Origin of the sequence: Helicobacter didelphidarum (genome assembly GCF_003364195.1) — a bacterium.
Lineage (GTDB): Bacteria > Campylobacterota > Campylobacteria > Campylobacterales > Helicobacteraceae > Helicobacter_A > Helicobacter_A didelphidarum.
Window position 1 is genome coordinate 99718 of record NZ_NXLQ01000002.1, and the last position, 21619, is coordinate 121336.

At 30.7% G+C, this 21619-nt stretch carries 17 protein-coding genes; 13 read left to right on the top strand and 4 right to left on the bottom strand.

Features of this window, described 5'->3' with window-relative positions:
- Positions 1-489: 489 nt before the first annotated feature.
- The 5 genes from nusA (at position 490) to ybeY (ending at position 6135) form a co-directional block, all read left to right on the top strand.
- Positions 490-1671, top strand: coding sequence for a transcription termination factor NusA (gene nusA, locus CQA53_RS01910; RefSeq protein WP_115542337.1), 1182 nt, complete (start codon positions 490-492; stop codon positions 1669-1671).
- On the top strand, positions 1671-3716 hold the full coding sequence (locus tag CQA53_RS01915; protein WP_115542338.1) for an ABC-F family ATP-binding cassette domain-containing protein: 2046 nt from the start codon (positions 1671-1673) through the stop codon (positions 3714-3716). Before nusA ends, CQA53_RS01915 begins: the two co-directional genes overlap by 1 nt.
- Before the next feature lie 356 nt (positions 3717-4072).
- Positions 4073-4339: a flagellar biosynthesis protein FliQ gene (gene fliQ / locus CQA53_RS01920; RefSeq protein WP_115542339.1), complete on the top strand. Its 267-nt coding sequence runs from the start codon at positions 4073-4075 to the stop codon at positions 4337-4339.
- A 45-nt stretch (positions 4340-4384) separates the two neighbouring features.
- On the top strand, positions 4385-5428 hold the full coding sequence (locus tag CQA53_RS01925) for a UDP-N-acetylmuramate dehydrogenase (RefSeq protein ID WP_245945579.1): 1044 nt from the start codon (positions 4385-4387) through the stop codon (positions 5426-5428).
- Entirely contained in the window at positions 5419-6135 is a 717-nt protein-coding gene (gene ybeY / locus CQA53_RS01930) for an rRNA maturation RNase YbeY (protein WP_220272065.1), read from the top strand. Before CQA53_RS01925 ends, ybeY begins: the two co-directional genes overlap by 10 nt.
- A gap of 111 nt (positions 6136-6246) precedes the next feature.
- Here ybeY and ppa read toward each other — a convergent pair whose 3' ends face one another.
- Positions 6247-6768 carry an inorganic diphosphatase gene (ppa, locus tag CQA53_RS01935; protein WP_115542340.1) on the bottom strand — a complete coding sequence of 174 codons (522 nt, stop codon included), beginning with the start codon at positions 6766-6768 and terminating at the stop codon, positions 6247-6249.
- Positions 6769-6950: 182 nt separating this feature from the next.
- Between ppa and CQA53_RS01940 the strand changes: the two genes are divergently transcribed.
- From CQA53_RS01940 to CQA53_RS01965, 6 genes are all read left to right on the top strand, one after another.
- Entirely contained in the window at positions 6951-7874 is a 924-nt protein-coding gene (locus CQA53_RS01940) for a hypothetical protein (RefSeq protein ID WP_115542341.1), read from the top strand.
- 42 nt (positions 7875-7916) lie between these two features.
- On the top strand, positions 7917-8894 hold the full coding sequence (gene trpS, locus CQA53_RS01945) for a tryptophan--tRNA ligase (protein ID WP_115542342.1): 978 nt from the start codon (positions 7917-7919) through the stop codon (positions 8892-8894).
- 28 nt (positions 8895-8922) lie between these two features.
- Positions 8923-9111 (top strand): hypothetical protein, encoded by a 189-nt coding sequence (locus CQA53_RS01950; protein ID WP_115542343.1) that lies wholly within the window; start codon positions 8923-8925, stop codon positions 9109-9111.
- A gap of 482 nt (positions 9112-9593) precedes the next feature.
- Complete coding sequence (locus CQA53_RS01955; protein WP_115542344.1) at positions 9594-10190, top strand: phosphatase PAP2 family protein; 597 nt, start codon at positions 9594-9596, stop codon at positions 10188-10190.
- A 438-nt stretch (positions 10191-10628) separates the two neighbouring features.
- Positions 10629-11678, top strand: coding sequence for a D-alanine--D-alanine ligase (locus CQA53_RS01960; RefSeq protein ID WP_115542345.1), 1050 nt, complete (start codon positions 10629-10631; stop codon positions 11676-11678).
- 535 nt (positions 11679-12213) lie between these two features.
- Positions 12214-14598, top strand: a complete 2385-nt coding sequence (locus CQA53_RS01965) for a TonB-dependent receptor (RefSeq protein WP_115542346.1) — start codon at positions 12214-12216, stop codon at positions 14596-14598.
- A 496-nt stretch (positions 14599-15094) separates the two neighbouring features.
- Here the strand turns inward: CQA53_RS01965 and CQA53_RS01970 are convergent, their stop codons facing one another.
- Both CQA53_RS01970 and CQA53_RS01975 read right to left on the bottom strand, forming a co-directional pair.
- On the bottom strand, positions 15095-16639 hold the full coding sequence (locus tag CQA53_RS01970) for a Na+/H+ antiporter NhaC family protein (RefSeq protein ID WP_115542347.1): 1545 nt from the start codon (positions 16637-16639) through the stop codon (positions 15095-15097).
- A gap of 389 nt (positions 16640-17028) precedes the next feature.
- On the bottom strand, positions 17029-17430 hold the full coding sequence (locus CQA53_RS01975) for an AtpZ/AtpI family protein (protein WP_115542348.1): 402 nt from the start codon (positions 17428-17430) through the stop codon (positions 17029-17031).
- A 181-nt stretch (positions 17431-17611) separates the two neighbouring features.
- Between CQA53_RS01975 and thiS the strand changes: the two genes are divergently transcribed.
- A complete protein-coding gene (gene thiS / locus CQA53_RS01980) occupies positions 17612-17812 on the top strand; it encodes a sulfur carrier protein ThiS (RefSeq protein ID WP_115542349.1) in 201 nt (66 codons plus the stop codon).
- Between the two features lie 121 nt (positions 17813-17933).
- Positions 17934-18869, top strand: a complete 936-nt coding sequence (locus CQA53_RS01985; RefSeq protein WP_115542350.1) for a methionyl-tRNA formyltransferase — start codon at positions 17934-17936, stop codon at positions 18867-18869.
- A gap of 155 nt (positions 18870-19024) precedes the next feature.
- Here the strand turns inward: CQA53_RS01985 and flgL are convergent, their stop codons facing one another.
- The gene (flgL, locus tag CQA53_RS01990; protein WP_115542351.1) at positions 19025-21583 is read right to left on the bottom strand and encodes a flagellar hook-associated protein FlgL; all 2559 of its coding nucleotides are present in this window, start codon (positions 21581-21583) and stop codon (positions 19025-19027) included.
- Between the last annotated feature and the right edge of the window lie 36 nt (positions 21584-21619).

A 21619-nucleotide genomic window follows, 5' to 3' on the forward strand; every position in this document is an offset into this window, starting at 1 on the left:
AATATAAAAAACACAATATTATTTATTTTATTTCTGCAAAATTTTTTCTTTATATAGAATGCCCACCAATTTGTTTCTCTAGTCTTTACATTTTGAATTGTTGCATAAATTATATTGTTGTCCATTATCTGTAATAAGCACTGTGATGCAAACTTTTCATTTTATCACTTTCACACTATGAGAAAATAGGGAATATAGAATCAAATCTTTAAGATTCTCTATCAATAAAAACCTAATGTAAAACTTATTTTACACTTCGTAACAATACTTGTATAATCAAAAAAACTCTTTTAATTTTCCTATTCACATTCTATTTATTTTACTTGATAAATTCTTATAATCAAAGTATTACAACAACTTATCTTGTAAAATGAATAATATCCCTCTATTTCATTATTCTACAGAATTAATAAAAATCTGGTATAATATAAAATTTTAAATTTAAAATAAAAACACTATTAAGCAAATAATCAAAGCTAAGGTAAAATTATGGAAAAAGTAATAGATATAGTGAGTGCGATTGCATCAGAAAATGGGTTACCAGAAAATTTAGTTTTAGAGGCAATTAAAGAATCTATGATAAAAATGGCTCAAAAAGAGATTAATGAGGATGCAAATTTCGTTGTTCTAGAGGATTCTGATACAAAAGACCTACGACTTGCACAAAAAATGATTGTATGTGACGATAAAGATTTTGACAATACTATGGAATCTACACATATTTCACTCACTGAAGCAAGCAAACTTGTTGAAAGTGTAAATATTGGTGATGAGCTTGAATATCAAATTGATTTAGAAAGCATGAATAGAAATGCAGTCAATAGTATTTTTTATGAAATTAATTTTCAAATCCAACGACTCAATGAGCAAGAAATACTTCGTAGAATTGAAAAAAACATTAATCATATTATTATTGGTATTGTTGTCAATATTGATAATGATGAGAATACTACACTAGAGTTTGACGATACTCGAGGTATATTACCACTTAAAAATCGGATTAAAGGAGAAAAATTCAAAATTGGACAATCAGTTCGATGCATTTTAAAATCTGCACGCATTACAAGAAATGGTTTAAAAATAGAACTCTCACGCACAACACCAAAAATGCTTGAGGAATTGCTTATGTTGGAAGTTCCAGAAATTAAAGATGGTGAAGTTATCATACAAAAAATTGCCAGAATCCCCGGAGAAAAAGCAAAAGTTGCACTTTTTACAAATAACCCAAAAATTGATCCCATTGGCTCTGCAGTAGGATCAAAAGGAGTAAGAATTAGTGCAGTAAGTAAAGAGTTGCATGGAGAAAGCATTGACTGCATTGAATATTCAAATGTTCCAGAAATTTTTATTGCAAAAGCTTTATCTCCAGCACAAATTCTCTCTGTAAAGATTCAAAAAGAATATGAGAATCAAGATATAGAATCTGAAAGTCAAGAAAAAAAGCCTTTGGCAATCGTGCAAATCATGCAATCACAAAAGCCAAAAGCCATTGGCAGGCATGGTGTTAATATCCGTTTGGCAAGTATGCTAACAGGATATGACTTTGAATTAAAAGAGGTAATAGAAAAAGAAGCAAAAGAACAGAAAGAAAATATGAATGATGGGGATTCTAGAGACGAGAAAAAGCTTGGTTTGGAAGCATTGGAATCCCTGTTTAAAGGAAACTCATAATGGCTCTACTCTCACTTCTTGAGATTAGCAAACACTATAATACAAAAATCCTTCTACAAGAAATTTCATTTAACATCAACGAACATGAAAAAATTGCAATCATTGGAAAAAATGGGTGTGGTAAAAGCACACTCTTAAAAATCATTGAGGGTAGTATTACACAGGATTTTGGACAAAGAATTGTAAAAAATAATCTTGAGATTCTTTCTCTTCCACAAAACATTACTTTTTCTCCAAAACTTAGTGTTAAAGAAGTCCTAGAATCCCAACTCTATAATTTACAAACAGCACACAAACGATTGCAGGAAATAGCCCATATTCCAAATTTTACAGATAGTAAAGTACTAAGTCAAGAATACAATACACTTAATGATTATATTGATAGACATGATGGTTGGGATTTAGAATCTAAAATAAATCTCATTATGCAGCACTTTGAATTAGAATCTTTTGCCAATCGCCTTGCAATTTCACTAAGTGGTGGGGAGCAAAAACGCATAGCACTTACTAGCCTACTTCTTAAAAGTGCAGATATTTTATTACTTGATGAACCAACAAATCACCTTGATGTTGAAATGGTAGAATTTTTAGAAAACTATCTCAAACAAATGAAAGCTAGCATTATCTTCATTAGTCATGATAGATATTTTATTGAGAATATCGCAACGAGAATTATTGAGCTTGATAACGCCAAATTACATAGTTTTGAAGGTGGATACCTCTCTTATTTGCAAACAAAACGACAGATGTTAGAAAATTTAGAAAAAGAAAATGAATTATTAAAAAAGATTCTAAAAACAGAGGAAAAATGGTTGCAACGAGGTGTCCAGGCACGCAGAAAGAGAAATGAAGGCAGAAAAGCAAGAGTATTGGAGCTTAAAGCAAAAGTGAAATCCATACCATCTCTTGTCCGCAATATCCACCAAACACTTGAAAAAACATTGCATGATTTACCAAAAGATTCTATAAAAAATACCCGTAAAATGCTCTTTGAAATGAATGATTTTCATCTTTCTATACAGAATAAAAAATTAATCACTAACCTTAATATTCGTATTATGCAACAAGAAAAATTAGCGATTGTTGGTAAAAATGGAAGTGGAAAAACCACTTTTCTTTCATATCTTCTTCATACAAATAAAGCAGACCTAGAATCTAAAAATACCTCTTATAGTGGTATCTTCAAAAAAGGTGACATAACAATTGGTTACTTCGACCAGCATAAAAAAATGCTTGATGATTCAAAAACACTTATTGAAACTTTTTGCCCAAATGGTGGAGATAGGGTAAGTGTACGTGGAAAAAATATCCATGTATATGGGTATTTAAAAAGTTTTTTGTTTCCACAAGAAGATTTAGAGAAAAAAATCGGTTTATTGAGTGGTGGTGAAAAATCACGCGTGGCACTTGCTTTACTTTTTTCAAAACAATACGATTGTTTAATCTTAGATGAACCAACAAACGACCTTGATATTGCGACAATGAATATTTTAGAAGACTATTTGCAACATTCTGAATGTGCGATTATTTTCGTGAGTCATGATAGATATTTTGTTGATAAAATTGCCCAAAGACTTTTAATACTAGGACAATCTCTAGAAATTTCAGATTCTGTAAATAAAAAAATACAACAAGAAAAACTACAAAATTATCTTATCACTTATGCAAAATATAGTGAATTTCTTGAGATACAAAATGAGATAAAAGAGCTACAATCTTTCCAAAATATTCGACAAGATTCTAATAATAGTCTTACCACACAAAATATACTATCTCATACTGATAAAAAAGATTCTAATACACCAAGCAAAAATCCACAGAAAAAAAAATTAAGTTATAAAGATAAAATAGAATATGATGACTTAGAAGAACAAATACAAAATCTTGAAATGCAAATTTGTGAATTAGAACGACGTCTCTCAATACCAAGTGAATATGAAAAATATGGAATCCAAACATTAAGCCAAGAACTCGAAGAGACAAAAACAAATCTTGAAAAAAAATGGCAACGTTATGAAGAGTTAAGTATAAAACTTGAAAGTTAGAATCTCATAAACTTAATGGGTTGCAAATAATGCTCATTGGACTTATATCTTAAATCTTTACAATTTACTAACTTAATCTAATATTTTTATTTTTTTATAAATATTTTGGAATTACTTTACTCATATTGTGATAAATATTATATTTCGATATTGTGGTTAAAATCAGATTTATATCCATTATAAGCCAATAATATTATACAATAGTTGGTTTTAAGCTCCTTTTAAGTAAAACATAATTACAATTTTAGAATCAAGGCAAGATTAAGATACTATCAATAAACTTCAACCAAAAATTACACATACATACAATAATTTATAGAATCTTAGTCATTTTAATCAATAAAACAAGGAATAAAATGGAACAGCAACTTATGTCCCTAGCAATTCAAACCTACAAAATTACCCTCTTTTTGTCTCTGCCTGTTTTGCTTGTGGCACTAATCATAGGGCTTTTAATTAGTATTTTTCAAGCGACAACACAAATCAATGAAATGACTTTGGCTTTTGTTCCAAAGATTCTCGCAGTTGTTGCAATGATTATTTTTACAATGCCATGGATGCTCAATATGCTCATGGATTTTACAAAAATGGTTATAAACATGATCCCAACAATCATTTCATAAGTTTCTTATTGAAACTTTTTAATAATGTAATTAAAAAGCATATTTATGTATGAAGCAATAATTGATTTTTCAAAATATTCAAGCATTAAAATCGGTGGGCTAACTCATGTAAAAATATTTGATATTGGAGATTTTGGTGGATATTTTAAAGAATATACTCACAAAAATGAATTTAACAATCATCTTATGTTACCATTATTCACTCAGCTTAATCATAACACACATCAAACCACAAAATACACACCATTAGATACATTAGAGAATCCAGTCCCACACAATACCATCTCATCAAATATAAAACAAACAAATACAATATTTTTATCTAATAAAACCATTACATTTGACACAACCTTACAATCAAATAAAACATCATATATTAATTTTAATTCTCAAGAATTTCATATTATCGGGAAAGCAAATAATCTTCTTGTATCACCACAAGCACAAAATCTTGCATTACTTGGTAAAAGTTTTAATTATATTTCAATACTCCCTGATTGCATCGAAATGGGGGCTAGTGTAGGAAGTTTGCAAGCATTTTTATTTTTCAAGCAACATAATTTATTGGGACTTGAATTCATCAAGAATCTTCCTGGCAATATTGGTGCACTCTGCAATATGAATGCTGGAATGAAACAGTATGAAATGAGCAACATTCTCAAAAGTCTCAATATTAATGGGGAATGGATTGATATACAAAAAGCAAAATTACATTATCGCGGTAGAGATTCTCAAGGCATAATTCTTGCAGCAAGATTTGAAAAACAAACTGGCTTTCGCCATGAGTTGTTAGAAACTTTCTCTCAAATGAGAAAAACGCATCCAAAAGATCCTAGTTGTGGGAGTTGCTTTAAAAATCCCCCAAATGACTTTGCTGGGAGATTGCTAGAAAAAGCACAGATGAAAGGTTATAGTATCAATGGTGTTGCTTTCAGTCAGAAACATGCAAATTTTCTTGTCAATATTGGTATCAAAAATGGTACAAAACCAAGCTTTGAAGACGCATGTCATTTAATCAAGAAAGCAAAAGAAGCAGTCCATAATATAAGTGGTATCACGCTTGAATGTGAGGTGCAAATATGCAAATAGATTTAAGTGATGAAATGTCTTTTTTGTTCGATACAAAAGCCTTGCAAGATTGGGATCTTTTTAAAACACAAATCTTTCTGCCATTTATCTATCCAAAACTATTACAAAATTACAAACATTACAATGTTTTTAATCAAGAATCTCACAGTGTCACATTGCAAGAAAAAACCACGATAATATCAGATAAAAGACAAGATTCTCAAAAACAAATAATACAATTACATACCAAAGAAACACTAAATATTCCCATAAGGCAACAAACACAAAAAAACATAAAAGAAGAATTTTGTGCATATCTTGGGTTTTTAAGTGCATATATTTTCAAAGGTTTTGAAAAAAAAGCAAGAAAAGATGATATTTTCTTTGTTGAGTTGATTCTTGTAAATGATTGCAATATGCAACAAATTAACAAAGAATATATGCAAAAAGATTATCCTACTGATGTTTTAAGTTTTCCTCTTGAGATTTTTGAGATTCCAGAAAAGCAGTGTTTTGGTAGTATTGTTATGAATTTTGATGATGTCCAAAGAAAATCAGAAAGATTCAATCATAATCTCTATGCAGAAATCTCAATCTTATTTACACATGCTTTTTTACATCTTCTAGGATTTGATCATGAACAAGACAACGGAGAGCATAGAAAAAGTGAAAATTTCATTCTCCAATCTCTCAACTTACCAACAAGCTTAATTATAAGAAATTCATAAAATAAAAAATTTAAAGTTTTACTGCAAAACAAAAATATATTCATTACATTCTTGATCAACAAACACTTATTTTAGAAAACTATAACTACTTGTCCAATTACTTTAAAATCTTTACTTTTTATAATTTGCAACAGCATTTTCAAGAATCTTTTGAGCCTCATGTGCATCTTTAAAATCTGTAACTTTTACCCATTTTTCTGGCTCAAGCATTTTATAGGTTTCAAAGAAATTTTTAATTCTATCAAGTGTTAATTGTGGAAGATCCTTATAGGATTTAACATCTTTATAAGTTGGGTCAATTTTGTCTAAAGCAACAGCTAATAATTTCTCATCCATTCCACCTTCATCTTCCATAATTAATACACCAATTAAACGGCATTTAATCACACAACCAGCTTGCAAAGGGTATTCATTAAGCACTAAAATATCCATTGGATCATCATCATCAGCTAAAGTATCGGGGACAAAACCATAATTTGCAGGATAATATACTGCCGAACGCATAATTCTATCTACAACAACAGCACCAGAATCTTTATCAATTTCATATTTAATATCCGAACCAAATGGAATTTCAATTACAGCATTAATTTCATTTGGAATCTTACCTATACCAATTTTTGAAATATTCATACGAACTCCTATCTAATAAAGTAGAACAAAATTGTAACATATAATCATAAATAAAATATATGCTTTATATTACTAACTAAATGTAGAACTTTTATAACATAAGATAAAAATTTTTAGATATTATTACAAGATGTTTTTTATAAAAATATATTCTATACAAAGAATTAAAAGGTGAAAATATTTTGAAATATTTTAATGGCTTTGGAATGCAAAATGAATATGTTTTATTAAAATATTTTTTACAGAGTTTTAATCTACATATTAACCAATATGACATTATTGGATTTGATAGCGGAGCGATATTTGCCTTAAAATATGCACTCCAGCAAATCGAACAAGGGCAACGAGTAGGAAAAGTCATTTTACTTTCACCAAATCTTTTACCATTTCACATTGAATCTTATCAACAAGATAAAGCCTCTGCATTCCTACAAAATATTACAATTTCTTCCCCCATAACAAGAAATATTGACACCCAAAATAACAATTATATAAAGCCATTACATTCAACACAAGACTTAAATCAACAAAACTTTGAACAAGAAAGCTATATAAATAATAATTTGCAAAAAAAACCTTATAAGATTCTACAACCTATGCTTACACATGCACATTTCAATGAATTCTTTTTATATTATAAAAATAATCTTTCTTACTTAAAAATAAAAAATAAATTTATTACTATTTGTTTAAAAAATTATCAAAATAATAATAATTTATATATGAAAAATTTTTATGAATATTATGGATTAAAAGATTATGACAACCAACAAACACAAATCATACAAGATTCTACAATCCACAATCATATACCATTATTACAATCTCAACAATCCCTATGCAAAAAACAGAAAATATTATTTTTAGATAACAAACACCAATGTGGAATTTCTACACAGAGCGAAAATCTTTCTACTTTAAGGGATTTTTTAGAATATCGATGTCTAAATCTTGATAAAATCACAAAAAAATCAGTTTTTTTTGTAGCTTTTTTAACAGAAAATGATAGAATAATAAACTCAAAATTGGTAGCTGAATATTTATCGCAATTTGGTGTATGTATCATGTTAAAAAAATACAACCATTTTCTCATGCCAATACCATAAAAATAACATTTAAAATATATAAGACTAGAGGTTTCTCAATCAATGAAAAAGAGAGCATTCTCAGGAATCCAACCGACAGGAAAATTGCATTTAGGTAATTATCTTGGAGCAATTAAAAATTGGGTGAAAAATCAAGAGAGATATGAAAATATCTATTGTGTCGTAAATTCGCATGCAATCACTATTCAGAATAATCCAGAAGAACTGAAGCAAAAAACTTTCGAGCTTTTTGCGATGTTGCTTGCATCAGGCTTAGATTCCAATCATTCAAAACTCTTTATCCAAAGTCGCATTGATTATCATCCCGCACTTGCTTGGATACTGGATTGTAATATTCCCATGGGCGATATGAATCGCATGACGCAATTTAAAGATAAATCTAAGAAAAATCCAAAAAATATCAATGTTGGACTTTTTAATTATCCTGCACTTATGGCAGCAGATATTTTACTGTATCAAAGTGATTTTGTGCCTGTTGGTGAAGACCAAAAACAGCATTTAGAACTTACACGCGATGTTGCCATACGATTTAATGAAAAGTATGGTGAATGTTTTAAAATTCCTGAACCACTAATTCCTGAAGTTGGTGCAAGAATTATGTCGCTTGATGATCCTTACTCAAAAATGAGTAAATCAAATTCTTCAGAAAACGGCATCATTTATATGTTAGATTCTAAGGATATGATTATAAAAAAAATAAAACGAGCCACAACAGATAGTCTAAATGAAATTGCATTTGACAGAGAACGGGGAGGACTTTACAATTTATTATGTATTTATGAATGCTTAAGCAACAAATCAAGAAGTGAGATTGAGAAAAGCTTTCAAGGTTATGGTGATTTGAAAAATGCACTTGCCGAAGCAATCTTTGCAGAGCTAGAGCCAATTCAACAAGAATATACCAGACTTACTTCAGAAGGAGGATACATTCATGGATTAATGACACAAAATGAAGAATATATTAAAGATATTGCACGAACAACCTATGAAAAAGCAAAATCTTTAGTGGGCTTAATTTAATTTTGTTATTTATTGCAGGAGGTTACTTATGGATGATATTGTAAAAGAAGATATATCAACAATCATTGGACAAATTCAAGATTATTTAGATGAACTTGAAAGTCATTTTGAAAAATTAGAATCAAAGAGCGTTAAAAACTCTGAAGCTATTCACAATATGATTGAGGAAATGCGTTTAAACCTTGAGAATCTACAAGATTTCCAAGACAGTCATTGATATTATATTAGCCCTGTTAAATAGATCTTAAAATGCAAAAAGAACTATGAGCATTGCTAATCAATTGTAATTGGGATTCTATATAATATTTAGAAAATAAAAACCATGAAAATAACTATAATCTATAAAGAATTGTTATCATTGAGACACAAAGTTGCCGAATCGACTCTCTCAATAATTTAACCAAGTCTCTTCAAAATGTATCTATGTTTTCATGAGTTAATTTTAATATTTTAATTTCTATAAAAATGGATTGTTTAGATTTTAAATTTAATAGAATCTCTCACAAACACTACTTCTTAATTTTATATTTTTATGGTTTCAGCAATATTTTTGTATATTCTTTGAAAGAATAGTTTTTTATGTTTTAAATAACTTGAAATACAACAAAATATTTGATGAACAATTTTAATAGCAACATTATGATAATTTTGTATTAACCAAATATAGCAATAAGACATAAAAATTAGAAGGGATTGATAATGAAAAAACTCCAAAGAATAATAATATTCCTTACATTACTTTGTGCTATAAATAGCACAGTACGTGCAAATGCAGCATTTGAGCAAGTAGGCAATATTCTTACACTTGCACCATTTGGCATGTTAATTGTAAGTTTGGGTATGAAAGATTATGAGGGGGCATGGCAGCTTACTATAGCTTCTTTAGCAACACAAGGCACAATCGAAGTTATCAAAAAAGGTATGGAATATACATATAACAATGGTGGGGGGGATTCTCTATTGTTTGCCAAACGACCATGTTGTGCGGACTATAAAGGTATGCCAAGCGGACATTCAGGAGGTGCTTTTAGTGCCGCTGGATATGTATATTATCGATATGGCTGGAAACCCGCATTACCCATGATTGCCATTGGTGTCATCACTGCAGCTTCAAGAGTAACAGCGAGAAAGCATACAATCTTGCAAACCATTGTTGGAGGGGCAATTGCATGGGGGTGGGCGTATGTTTTCACAACAAAATACAAACCAAAATCTCGCTTTCTTATTACCCCTGAAGTAAGTCATGATAATCTTGGTGGTACTTTCTATGGAGTGAATGCTACTTATAGTTGGTAATTTTACTAATTATCCTAAATATATGATTATTAATTAGAACTTTACTGAAAATTTAGAAAACATAAATAGCACACAAATGACCATTTAAGATTCCATTTTTATATAAAAATAAAAATGGAGAGACCCAACAAAAAAATCTCTTGTTAATTCAATACAATAAATCGCAAAGATTCTAAAATGTGTTGATATTTTAAAAACTTTAAGGGCAATATCTATTGATATGCAATGATAATAATATTTATAAATTTTTAAAGTAATAATTATATTTTTAAATTCTAACTTATTTAAAGCTAATATTACATACACTATTCATGAAGTTGATAATAATTTTTCATATAAAATTTTTTTACTACATTATTAAAATATAAAATAAATTAAGTAAAACATAAAAAAGATTATAGTAAAATTTTAAATGATTTTACTATAAAAGGCAATATTGTGAAAATTAGTTTGTTATTTGGTGGAATAAGTTATGAACATGAAATTAGTATCGTAAGTGCTATTACACTTATCCAAAAACTAGGAAAAAAAGTGCAAATAGAAGCATGTATTTTCTTAGATTCTCAACATAATTTCTATTCCATTCATCTCGAAAATATGAAATCAAAATATTTTAGCACACAAGAATATAAAAAAGCAAAAAAGCTTGAGCTTGGCAATGGCGGATTCTACGAAACGGGTTTGCTTGGTAAAAAAAAGCCCGTTACTTCTAACCTCATCTTAAATCTTATTCATGGTGCAGATGGTGAAGATGGGGTTTTAGCAAGTTTATTTGATTTTTTTAACATTAATTTTATTGGTCCTAGACTAGAAGCAAGTGTATTAAGTTATAATAAATATTTAACAAAGATTTATGCAAAAGAATGTGGAGTAAATACACTACCTTTCACTATTTATCACAAAAAAGACACCATCCAAACACCATTTGAATATCCTATTATCATTAAACCAACTTGTTTGGGTAGCTCAATTGGTGTCAGTGTAGTAAATGATGAAAAAGAACTTGAATATGCGCTTGATTGTGCATATGAATTTTCTAACGAAGTAATTATTGAACCTTTTATTAAAGGTGTAAAAGAATATAATCTAGCAGGAGCAAAAATTAATAATGAGTTTGTTTTCTCAATTATTGAAGAGCCGGACAAAAAAGATCTTCTAAATTTTGAAGATAAATATCTTGATTTTTCTCGTACACAAGAAATTTTAAGTGCAGAAATACCAGACACTCTTAAAGTAAATTTACAGAATGCTTTTAAAAAAATTTATGCAGACAGCTTTAATGGTGCGTTAATCCGTTGTGATTTCTTCGTTATTGATGAAAAAATTTATCTCAATGAAATAAATCCTGTACCCGGTAGCATGGCAAATTATCTCTTTTCAGACTTTGAAGAAGTCTTAATAGGACTCGCAAATTCTCTTCCAAAAAAACATGCAATCAAAATAAATTACCAATATATCCATAAAATTCAACATATTAAAGGAAAATAATAAAATTCTCAGAAATCTCACTCACTTATCATAAATATTTTTTTATAAAAAAGTATTTATGATAATATATGTAGAGATAAAAATTTCTCATAATGTATAAGTTTATTATTTAACTTTTTACCGCATTGGACAAAGTCTAATCACTGCAAATATCAACATGCACACATTGATTCAAGTCATTCAACTTTCTTGCTTTTCAAATACTCTACAAAACAATATCTAGAGCAATATACTCATGGGTTTATTACACCCAAACAATCACAAGATAAAAATACTATCAAATATATAAAATAATATTCATTTTTATTTTTGTTTAAGTTAATTTATTGTAATATTTAAAAGTAGTTATGATTAGATTATTATTTTATATATCATTTTAATTGTTAATATTATTTCTAAATAAAATTTTATTCTGAACAATTCCTCTATTAACATTTAGAAAAACTAAAAATAGTTCATGATAACAAAAATAAATTTTGAAAATCTCAAAGTGTAGCTACTCCCTCAATTGTGAAGAATTTAAAAAAGGACCAATATGAAATTTAAAAAATGTTTTCAATATATATGTTCATTGTTTGCGATAAGTATAATGTTAGATGAGATCATCTATGCAAACGAAACTCCTGCTACCCTGCTAGCAACAAGTAATCCAGGTAGTGAAATTACAAAAATCTCTACTCAAAGACTCAATGTTATTATTACTTCTACCACTGGCTTTGATTTGCCACTCAAAGAAGAAGCAAAAAATATCTTACTCATCAACAAAGAACAACTATCCAATAAAGGCTATCAAAGCCTTGAACAAGCCTTGCAATATCAACCACTCCTCACATTCAGTAATAATGGCTTTGGAAACAATATTGACTTACGAGGACAAGGCATGGATGCTAATCGTAGCGTGAAAATCCTCGTCAATCGCGTCCCAATCAGCCTCCTTGATACAAGCCATGGCGTCCCTACATATAATAATATCGATATTGAAGATATAGAATCTATCGAGGTAATCCCGGGCGGTGGCGCAGTTGTCTATGGGAATGGCACGAGAGGTGGCGTGGTAAATATCGTTACCAAAGCTCCAAGCAAAGACTTCGTACGCATAGTGCTTAAAGCAAATAGCGGTAAGAAGGTAGGCTTGCAAGGTACCTCTCTAAGCGTGGCAGGTGGGAAGCGGGTCAATGATAATCTCTTCCTTAGGGCTGATATAAGTGGAGGTTATCAAGGCGGGGTGCGAAATACGCAAGGTGTGGATACGGCTGGAGGAATAATCAAGGCATTTAAAAATGACAATAATACCAATGTCTATGGGGCGTTTCAAGCCCTCTATGAGATAAATGCCAATCATAAGCTTGATTTTAATATCAATTATTCGCATTTATGGACGAGCTATCCGCGAGCGTATCTTACTATGGCAAACGATGTCGGGACTACAAATAATCCAATCTATGAGGACAAACCTCAAAGCGAAATCCTAAGCCAATGGAACACTCCAGATAAAGATACGATAAAGACACAATCAGATTCTACACAGGCTTCACTGAACTACACAGGGAAATTCAGTGAATCTCTAAGCTTTGATGCGCTTGCATTTTATCAGTTTAGCAAATTGCGATATACGGATTATGAGTTTGGGTCAGGAACTTTTGATGGCACTGCTTGGAGTGGTGGGACTATGGATATGGGAAATAACTCTGGATTCCAAAATCAAGGCGGTGGGCTGAATCTCAAGTTCAAACACGAGATAGAGAAAAATACGCTTATTATCGGGCTAGATAATATTGTGGAAAATTCAAAACGACAAAATTATATTTATCATACATTTTTACCAAAACCTTCTGGGTCTCAAAATCCTATGAATTATTATATAAGTGATACAAACAATATCGCTACGAAGCTTTCAAATTCGCTCTATATTTTTGATAATATCAAATTTACCAAAGCCTTTGAGCTGAGTGCTGGAGCAAGGGTAGAGTATTCAAATTATTGGACAAGCAATAATCAAACATATCAACAATCTATGACAATCCCAATACCCCACAATCCTACCATAAGAGTAACCAATGAAGCGTATAATTTCAACCTCCACACTTCGCGATTAGGCTATGCCGCAGAGATTACGCCAAATTTCAAATATAGCGATAGTGGCAATGTCTATGCGAAAGCAGAGCTAGGATTTATCTCACCATCGGCATTTCAAATGATTAATGCCGACCCAAATTCTACGCTCAATGTTGGCAATAGTGGCACGCTCAATCAAAACGAATCTAATGGTATCAAGCCCGAGCGATACCTTACCGGTGAAATTGGCTGGAGGGACGCATTTCGCTGGAGCTATCTCTCTGCGACTATATTTTATACCCATACTTTTGATGAAATCTTTGTCAATAGCATAGAACACGGCACGAGCTATGCTTATAGCAATCTCGGGCAGACACAGAGGGCTGGGATAGAGATAATGGCATCTCAAAGTATCGGGAGTAGCGATTGGCTGCGACTTAGCGAGGGGATAAGCTATCTCTATACAAATGTCTTAAAGACAAATATTGCAAACGCACATTTGAGGGGCAATTCCGTGCCTTATGTGCCATTTCTCAAAGCAACACTTAACATTGAAATAAGTGCTTATAAGAGTGAAACACGGAATCTCACGATATTCTGGAACAATGCATATGTAAGTCAAAGTCGCGATACGACAGCAGGTTCGCAAAATGGAGAGACTATCACAGATGGAAGCACACATATTATGAATAAAGGAGGATATTTTCTCAGTGATTTAGGGCTAATGTATGGCATAAGGGATTTCACAATAAATCTTGGTATAAGAAATCTTTTTAACTCTCACTATGCGACATATCAAAAGTATCCATATTATCAGCCCGCAATGGGGAGAAGCTATTTCTTGGAATTTCGATACAATTTGTAGATTGTATCTTGGACGACTGAATTTGCTATCACGTCTACATTTTATCCTTAGATCTCAAGTGCCTATAAGTTTTTTGTATCAGATAGGAACAAAATATACACTTTGCTTACATTACTCTTTTTTAGATTCTGTAATGCAAAAACTTTAATTATCATTATATTCTTTTATAATTTTTTTATTAATGTTCGAATCTTTAAAAAATATATATTTTTCTTAGAGAATCCTTATCTATGGTTTCATGCTACAAAAAACATATTTTACAAAATCGCATTCAATAAGAAATAAAACTTTATAATTATAGAATGCACACAAATTAAAAAACATTCGAACCCTTCTACAAAAAATTTAAATCATCCATTCTCTCTGGCATAGAATCTAATATTTGGATTATTACTATACTCTATAAATATGCTCTTATTTCCTTCAAAAGAATCTTGATATAAATATACAACATTCATTTTTTGTGTTATTTTTTTGTATCTATGAAAACAAGATTCTAGCCAAATCTTTTTTTGTAGAGCCAAAATGTTAGAAAACAAAGACTTATTCCAACTACATATCCCACAAGAAGAGAACCAAACATACTCGCACTTAAAAATCCAATAAGACTAATTAATGCAACACTACTAACATAAGGCAACTGTGTAATAAAATGACTCTGCACAGAACAACCAGCTCCTGCCGCAGATAAAATTGTTGTATCAGAAATTGGAGATGCATGATCGCCATAAACTGCACCAGATAATACTGCGGACATAATAAAACTAAATTCTAGTCCATGCAATCCTGCTAAGTTTGCCCCAATAGGCAACATAATTGCAAATGTACCCCAGCTTGTTCCAGTGCAAAAAGCAATAAATGACGAAATTGCAAAAGTAACCAAAGGAATTACGATATGGGGACTAATAAAACTATTATCAAGCCAAATTTTTGAGAGATTAGCAAGATAATACCCACTTTGCATATCATCTTTAATCACCGGACCTATACTCCATGCAAGTATAAGAATAATACAAGCGGGTGTCATTGAGGCTATCCCCACCTTGCAAATTGGTAAAAAAGCATCGGTATCAAGATGTTTAAAAGAAATAATAATACTTAGAAAAAGAGCGCTTAATCCACCCCAAAAAAGTGAAAATCCCGTTTGTGTATTAGCAAGCATATCGATAAAATTTAAACTTTGAGATTCTCTATATCCTGTATAAAAAATAAGAATACCAACAAAGAAAATCAAGCTTATAATCGGAATAAGAAGTAAAGATACTTTACTCGGAGCTTTTTGTTTAGATTGTAAAAAATCTTTCACACCAACATTTTGGTTGCGTTTCATTGAGGGGAGATTTACTTGCCAAAAAATGGTTAAAAACACAGCTAAAAGTGCAAACCATGCGTAATAATTCCCCCAGATACTTGATAAAAGTAAAAAGAATCCATCTTCTTGTTCTTTAAGACCTGCCATAATACCTAAAATATATGCTCCCCAACTGGAAATAGGCATGAGAATACATACAGGTGCGGAAGTGGAATCTATAATATAGGCTAATCGCTCTCTTGTTGAGTTATTTGCATCATTAAGGGATTTACTGATTTGTCCAACCGTGAGTGCATTAAAATAATCATCAATAAAAATCACAATGCCAGCAACAAAAGCTAAAAACTCTGAACCCTTTGCACTCTTAATCTTGTTTCTAGCCCATTTGACAAAAGCAGATATGCCACCAGAATGTGCAATGAGTTGAGTAAGAATTCCCAGAATCAATAAAAATCCAAATACATAAAGGTTAGATTGTTCTATTATAATACCATCTTGTGTCATCTCATAAAATATATGGGCTATGCTACCATAAATATATAAAATCGTCTGAAGCAAATTTTCTCCCCAGATAATTGGGTTATTATGCAAGATACTCTCTGCAAATCCCATCATAATCCCAGCCAACACAAGCCCTATAAAAAGAGATAATACTACACGTTTTGTCAGCATTACAAAAACTATTACACAAACAGGCACAATAAGGCTAAGAGACGAAGTGGCATACATAAATATCCTTAACATTTTTATCGCTTATTGTATAAAAATCCATTAAATAAAATGTTAAAAAAAATATTTTAAAAATTAAATTACATTGTATGAACTCTTAAGATTCTAAAAATCTTTAATATTGTTAAAATTTGTTACATTTTTTAGAAACATAAAAGTAGCTTTATCTCTACACATATCTACAAAAACTTCTTTGCACTCTAGTGTCTATTTATATATAATTATCGCTTCATTTAATGCATACTTTTTATCTCTCATGATTAGAGACAAGTATTAATAAGTGAGAATAGGTTTAATAACTCAATGTTTATAAAATATTTTAAAAATATATTTTGTTATTTTATGTATAGAGTGATTCTATAATTTTTAAACATTAAAATAATAAGATATTACTTTTTAGTTTTTTCTTCTTGTTTTTCTATAATCTTATCGAGCATATACTTATATTTTTCATCATTTTTTAACTCATTTAAATCTTTAGTGAGTCGCTTACATGCTCTTACTACATTTAATATCGCGGCAGCAACACCATAACCCAAGCCAACCCACAAAAGCCAGTAGTAACCTGTAAGCTTATAAAGTCCATAGCCTAACCCCAATCCCAACAGTACAGCAACAACCATAGAAATACCAAGTGAAAGGTCGTTTGCGCCCTTTATAATGGGTTTCATTTTGCCATCATCTGTCTTTAATTCTTGATGTTTATTATCAAAATATTTTTCATCTTGTTGTTCTTGTGTATCTTCTATAAGTTGCGTAATTTTTGGACTATTGGAAGAATCTTGTTGCATACGTATCCTTTAATTATTGAATTCAAACATTATAAAATATTTATACAAAGATTCAGAATAATTAAATAACAAATATTTTACTTCATTCTATCTTTTTCAAGATTCTATAAGGTTATAAACGATTTTTAAGGTTTTTGTAATTTTATGTTATAATATCGGTATTTTCTTTAAAAGGTATGCAATGCAAATTATTCTCAATGGCAAAAACCAAGTATTTCCTGATAACATCACAATATCTCAAATTCTTACAACATTAAATATACAAGAACGTGTTGTTGCAATTGCCCTGAATTCTAATGTTGTTAAAAAAGAATCGTGGGAGAAAATTACCATTAAAGAACATGATTGTCTTGAACTTTTACAATTTACAAGTGGTGGATAACAAAATTATCTCCTTGCATTTTCCATAATTTAATATCGAGTTCTTTTTTTGTTTTATCCCAACAAAATAGTCAAGTCTCGATAGATTTTTGTTGATATATATTATGAAATAAAGGAAAAATATGAATCTAGTCTTTTTTGGCACACCTCCTTTTGCACGAGATATTCTCATGGAACTACATAAACAATACGATATATTAGCCACAATCACTCAACCAGATAAACCTTTTGGTAGAAAAAAGATTCTAAAAATGTCCGCAGTAAAAGAATATGCAATTAGTGTAAATATAGAGTGTTTTCAACCAATTAAGAGCTATGAAATCAAGGATATTCTTCACAATATAGAAACAAAACATAAGACAAAAATTGATGCAGTTGTTGTTGTTGCTTATGGCAAGATTCTTAATAAAGAAGTTGTGGAAAATTATTTTTGTATCAATTTGCATGGTTCCCTTCTTCCATATTATCGCGGTGCTAGCCCAGTTCAAAATAGCATTATAGATGATTATCAACACTTTGGTTTAAGTGTTATTAGAATGGATAATGGGCTAGATAGCGGTGAAATACTTGAGTCGTATGCACTACATAAAGATATTGTTTATAAACAAACAATTAATCAAGTATTTACAACTCTTGTCCCTTATGGTAAAGATATACTTTGCAAAGTTTTAGAGGATTTTACCCTAAATCGTTTGTGTCCCACACCACAAAATCACGAATTAGCTACTTATTGTTCTAAACTTGAAAAAAAAGATGCATATCTTGATTTAGAGGATTCAAAGGCTTGTTATTTACGTTATCTTGCACTGAATAACATTGGAACATGGATAAGATATAATGAAGAAACCTTAAAGATTAATACGCTTGTGGGCTATGATAATCGTTCAGAACATAAACAAAAAGGTGAGATTTTAGAAATACAAAAAGATAAAATTTTAATTGCATGCAAAAAAGGTGAATTATGGGCAGAATCTTTTACTCCACCAAATAAATCAAAAATGAATGCTATAAGTTTCTTGCAATCTTGTAAATTAAAAGTTGGAGATATTTTAGAGTAACATATTCTTGATAGAAAATTTTAGAACATAACTCATGTAATTTAAGGAGATAAGCAAGAAAGATAATTATATCGCATGAGTAAAGTATAATAATATAAAGAAATACAACAAACTTACTATCTCTTGCAATAATCCCCTAAAAATGCAAAAAACTTTTAATTTAAATAATTTACAAGTGAGAGATTATTAATACGATTTGTTGAGTTTAAAACAGCCTGATAGTTATTGCTAAGATTTGTAAATTTATTGTATGTTTCAGCCAAGTCTGTCCCGATTGTATCACCTTTAATGCCACTTACTTGTGTTTTTATAATTTCATTTCTTGCAATAGAGTTTTGGAATGTTCTTGTATGTGCGCCATTTTTTGCAATAATTTTTTCAATATGATCGCTTAAATGATCAATTAATGCAATAGAGTTTTGAATACCGTTATTTTGCATAGTATCATCGTATCGTAGCCCATGCAATGCTCCTGCACGATAAATTCCATCACGCACAGACTGAATTGCGTCGTTTAATCCTTTAAAGAAATGTATCTTTGGATCATCAACAACTAGAGATGTGTTTGCATTCAAACGAATATTTGCTCGTGAATTATAAATTGTATCTTTATCAAATTTATCTTGATCTTTATCATAAAACATCATTGTCATACGTGTAATTGAGCGGACATTATCTTGAATCGTAATTTTTCCCTCACTATCAAAATCAATCGAGATATTAGTTTTAGCACGTTTAAGTAACTCTTCATAAGCATCTTTTTTATCTTGTGTAGGTTTTCCATGTCTAATCTGTGCTGCACCCAAACTTTTATCATCTTCATTGCTATAATTTAATGCAATCGACATAGCATCCATGAGCTGACGATAGGTTACAGAATCACCATCACTAATCGTTACTGCTGGTGGATCATCGTCTGGATTAAATAATGGAATTTTAATTGTTTGCCCATTGTTACTTTGTGTGGGTAACTCCAGAAAACTACCTTGTTTGGTAAATGTGAGGCTTGCTTGCAATTCAATCCCATTATGATCATGAATCTTAAATCCATAAGTTTTTCCATTCAATGTGCCATCTGTTACCTCAATAAGCTTTGTATTATGTGAAGCCAAAACAGAAGTTCCTGATATTGATTGCACAACATTTCCACGAATTTTTGATCCTAATTGTTGAAATGCTGTTTTAGTATAACTTTTTCCAAGACTTGAAGTAAAGCCATTCACTTCATTTTGCCCATCTTCTCCTATACTTTGCAAACGAATTGAAAAACCACGTTCGCCATCAAAAGGAGGGTGCAATGTGTCTGTGCTTTTATTACGCACGTTCCTATCATAAATATTAATCTCTCCATGATCCAATTCTACATCAATTTTGCCACCAAAATATTCTTTAATTGCAACAAAAAGATCTCGGACCTCTTTTCCCTTAATATCGAAAATGAAAGGTTCGGGCAACTCCCTTGTGCTAACTGTTCCATCATTTTCATTTGGAGGTGTACCTGATATTTTAATATAACGAGTTTCAACCGACATAATATCTTCTAATTTTGTATCAATTTCAGTCATTACATTATCTTTACGAATAAGTGTTGTAGGAATATGTGTTACACGATGATCATATAAATCATCAACACCCTTAAGATTACTTGCACTAAATTCTGAAGTAAAATTTTGTTGATTGTATGTCTTAACCCTTGCACCAATTTTTTCAAGTTCTGAGACATCATCAACATCAGCATTACTTGAAATCATATGAAAATCAATACTAGAACTACCAGTCTTCAAATCTTTTATTTCAATTTGACCCCATTTATTTAAACGAACATCAACAACCTGTGTTGTATTTGTATTGCCAAAAGCCTTGCCTATTCTTTCAAGTAAATCGCGCATTGTTGTTGCATTTTTAGGGTTTGTATAACCAACATCAAGTGCAAATTTTTCCTTAAAGCTTTGTCCCCGGCTATTTACACCCTGAACATAAAAATATTCCTTTCCATTATTGCGTGCGTCACTATCATCATCGCCTATCATATCACGCAATGAATCCTCTTCTGTAATATAGACCTCCACTGGCTCACTATGTTTTTCAGAATTATCCATAATAGCTGGATGTAATCTTGTTTGATTTAACATACGACTATTTGTTGTGATAACACGATTTTTATCATTGTCATAACCATAAAAAAGTTCGTCGCCTGTAATGTTAAATGGAACGAGATTTTGAGAACTCACAAGAGCATTTAATTCTTCATCATTACCATAATAATTTCCTTCCATATCAAAAGGCTGTGTTCCTACTTTACTGCCTGAAAATATAAAATTCCCCCCAATAGAAGTATTAGCAATATTAATAATATGTGCTTTTGTTGCCTCTAAGTCTCTTGCTAATGCCTCCCGTGAAGTTGGTGTATGCAAATCATTTGCTGCATGTAAAAGCTTTGTTTTAAATTGCACCATTGCTTGCGACATTTCCTGCAAAGCTTTATCAGTATTAAGTGTCTGTGTCTCAGCAGTCCTTGATACATCTATACCTTGTTGCAGGGTTACCTCATCATACTCTAATTTCAGATTCTGGTTAGAAATACTTGCATCTTGCCAACCATACTGAATCTTTTTCCCACTTGCAATTTTTGTATTGAGATCATTCAAGTTTGAAGTCATTTGCCCATTATTGCTAAGCATTTGATTATATTTTGTCCCAAATGTTACTCGCATATTTCAACCTTTTCTTTAGGGATTTATTATTGCAAC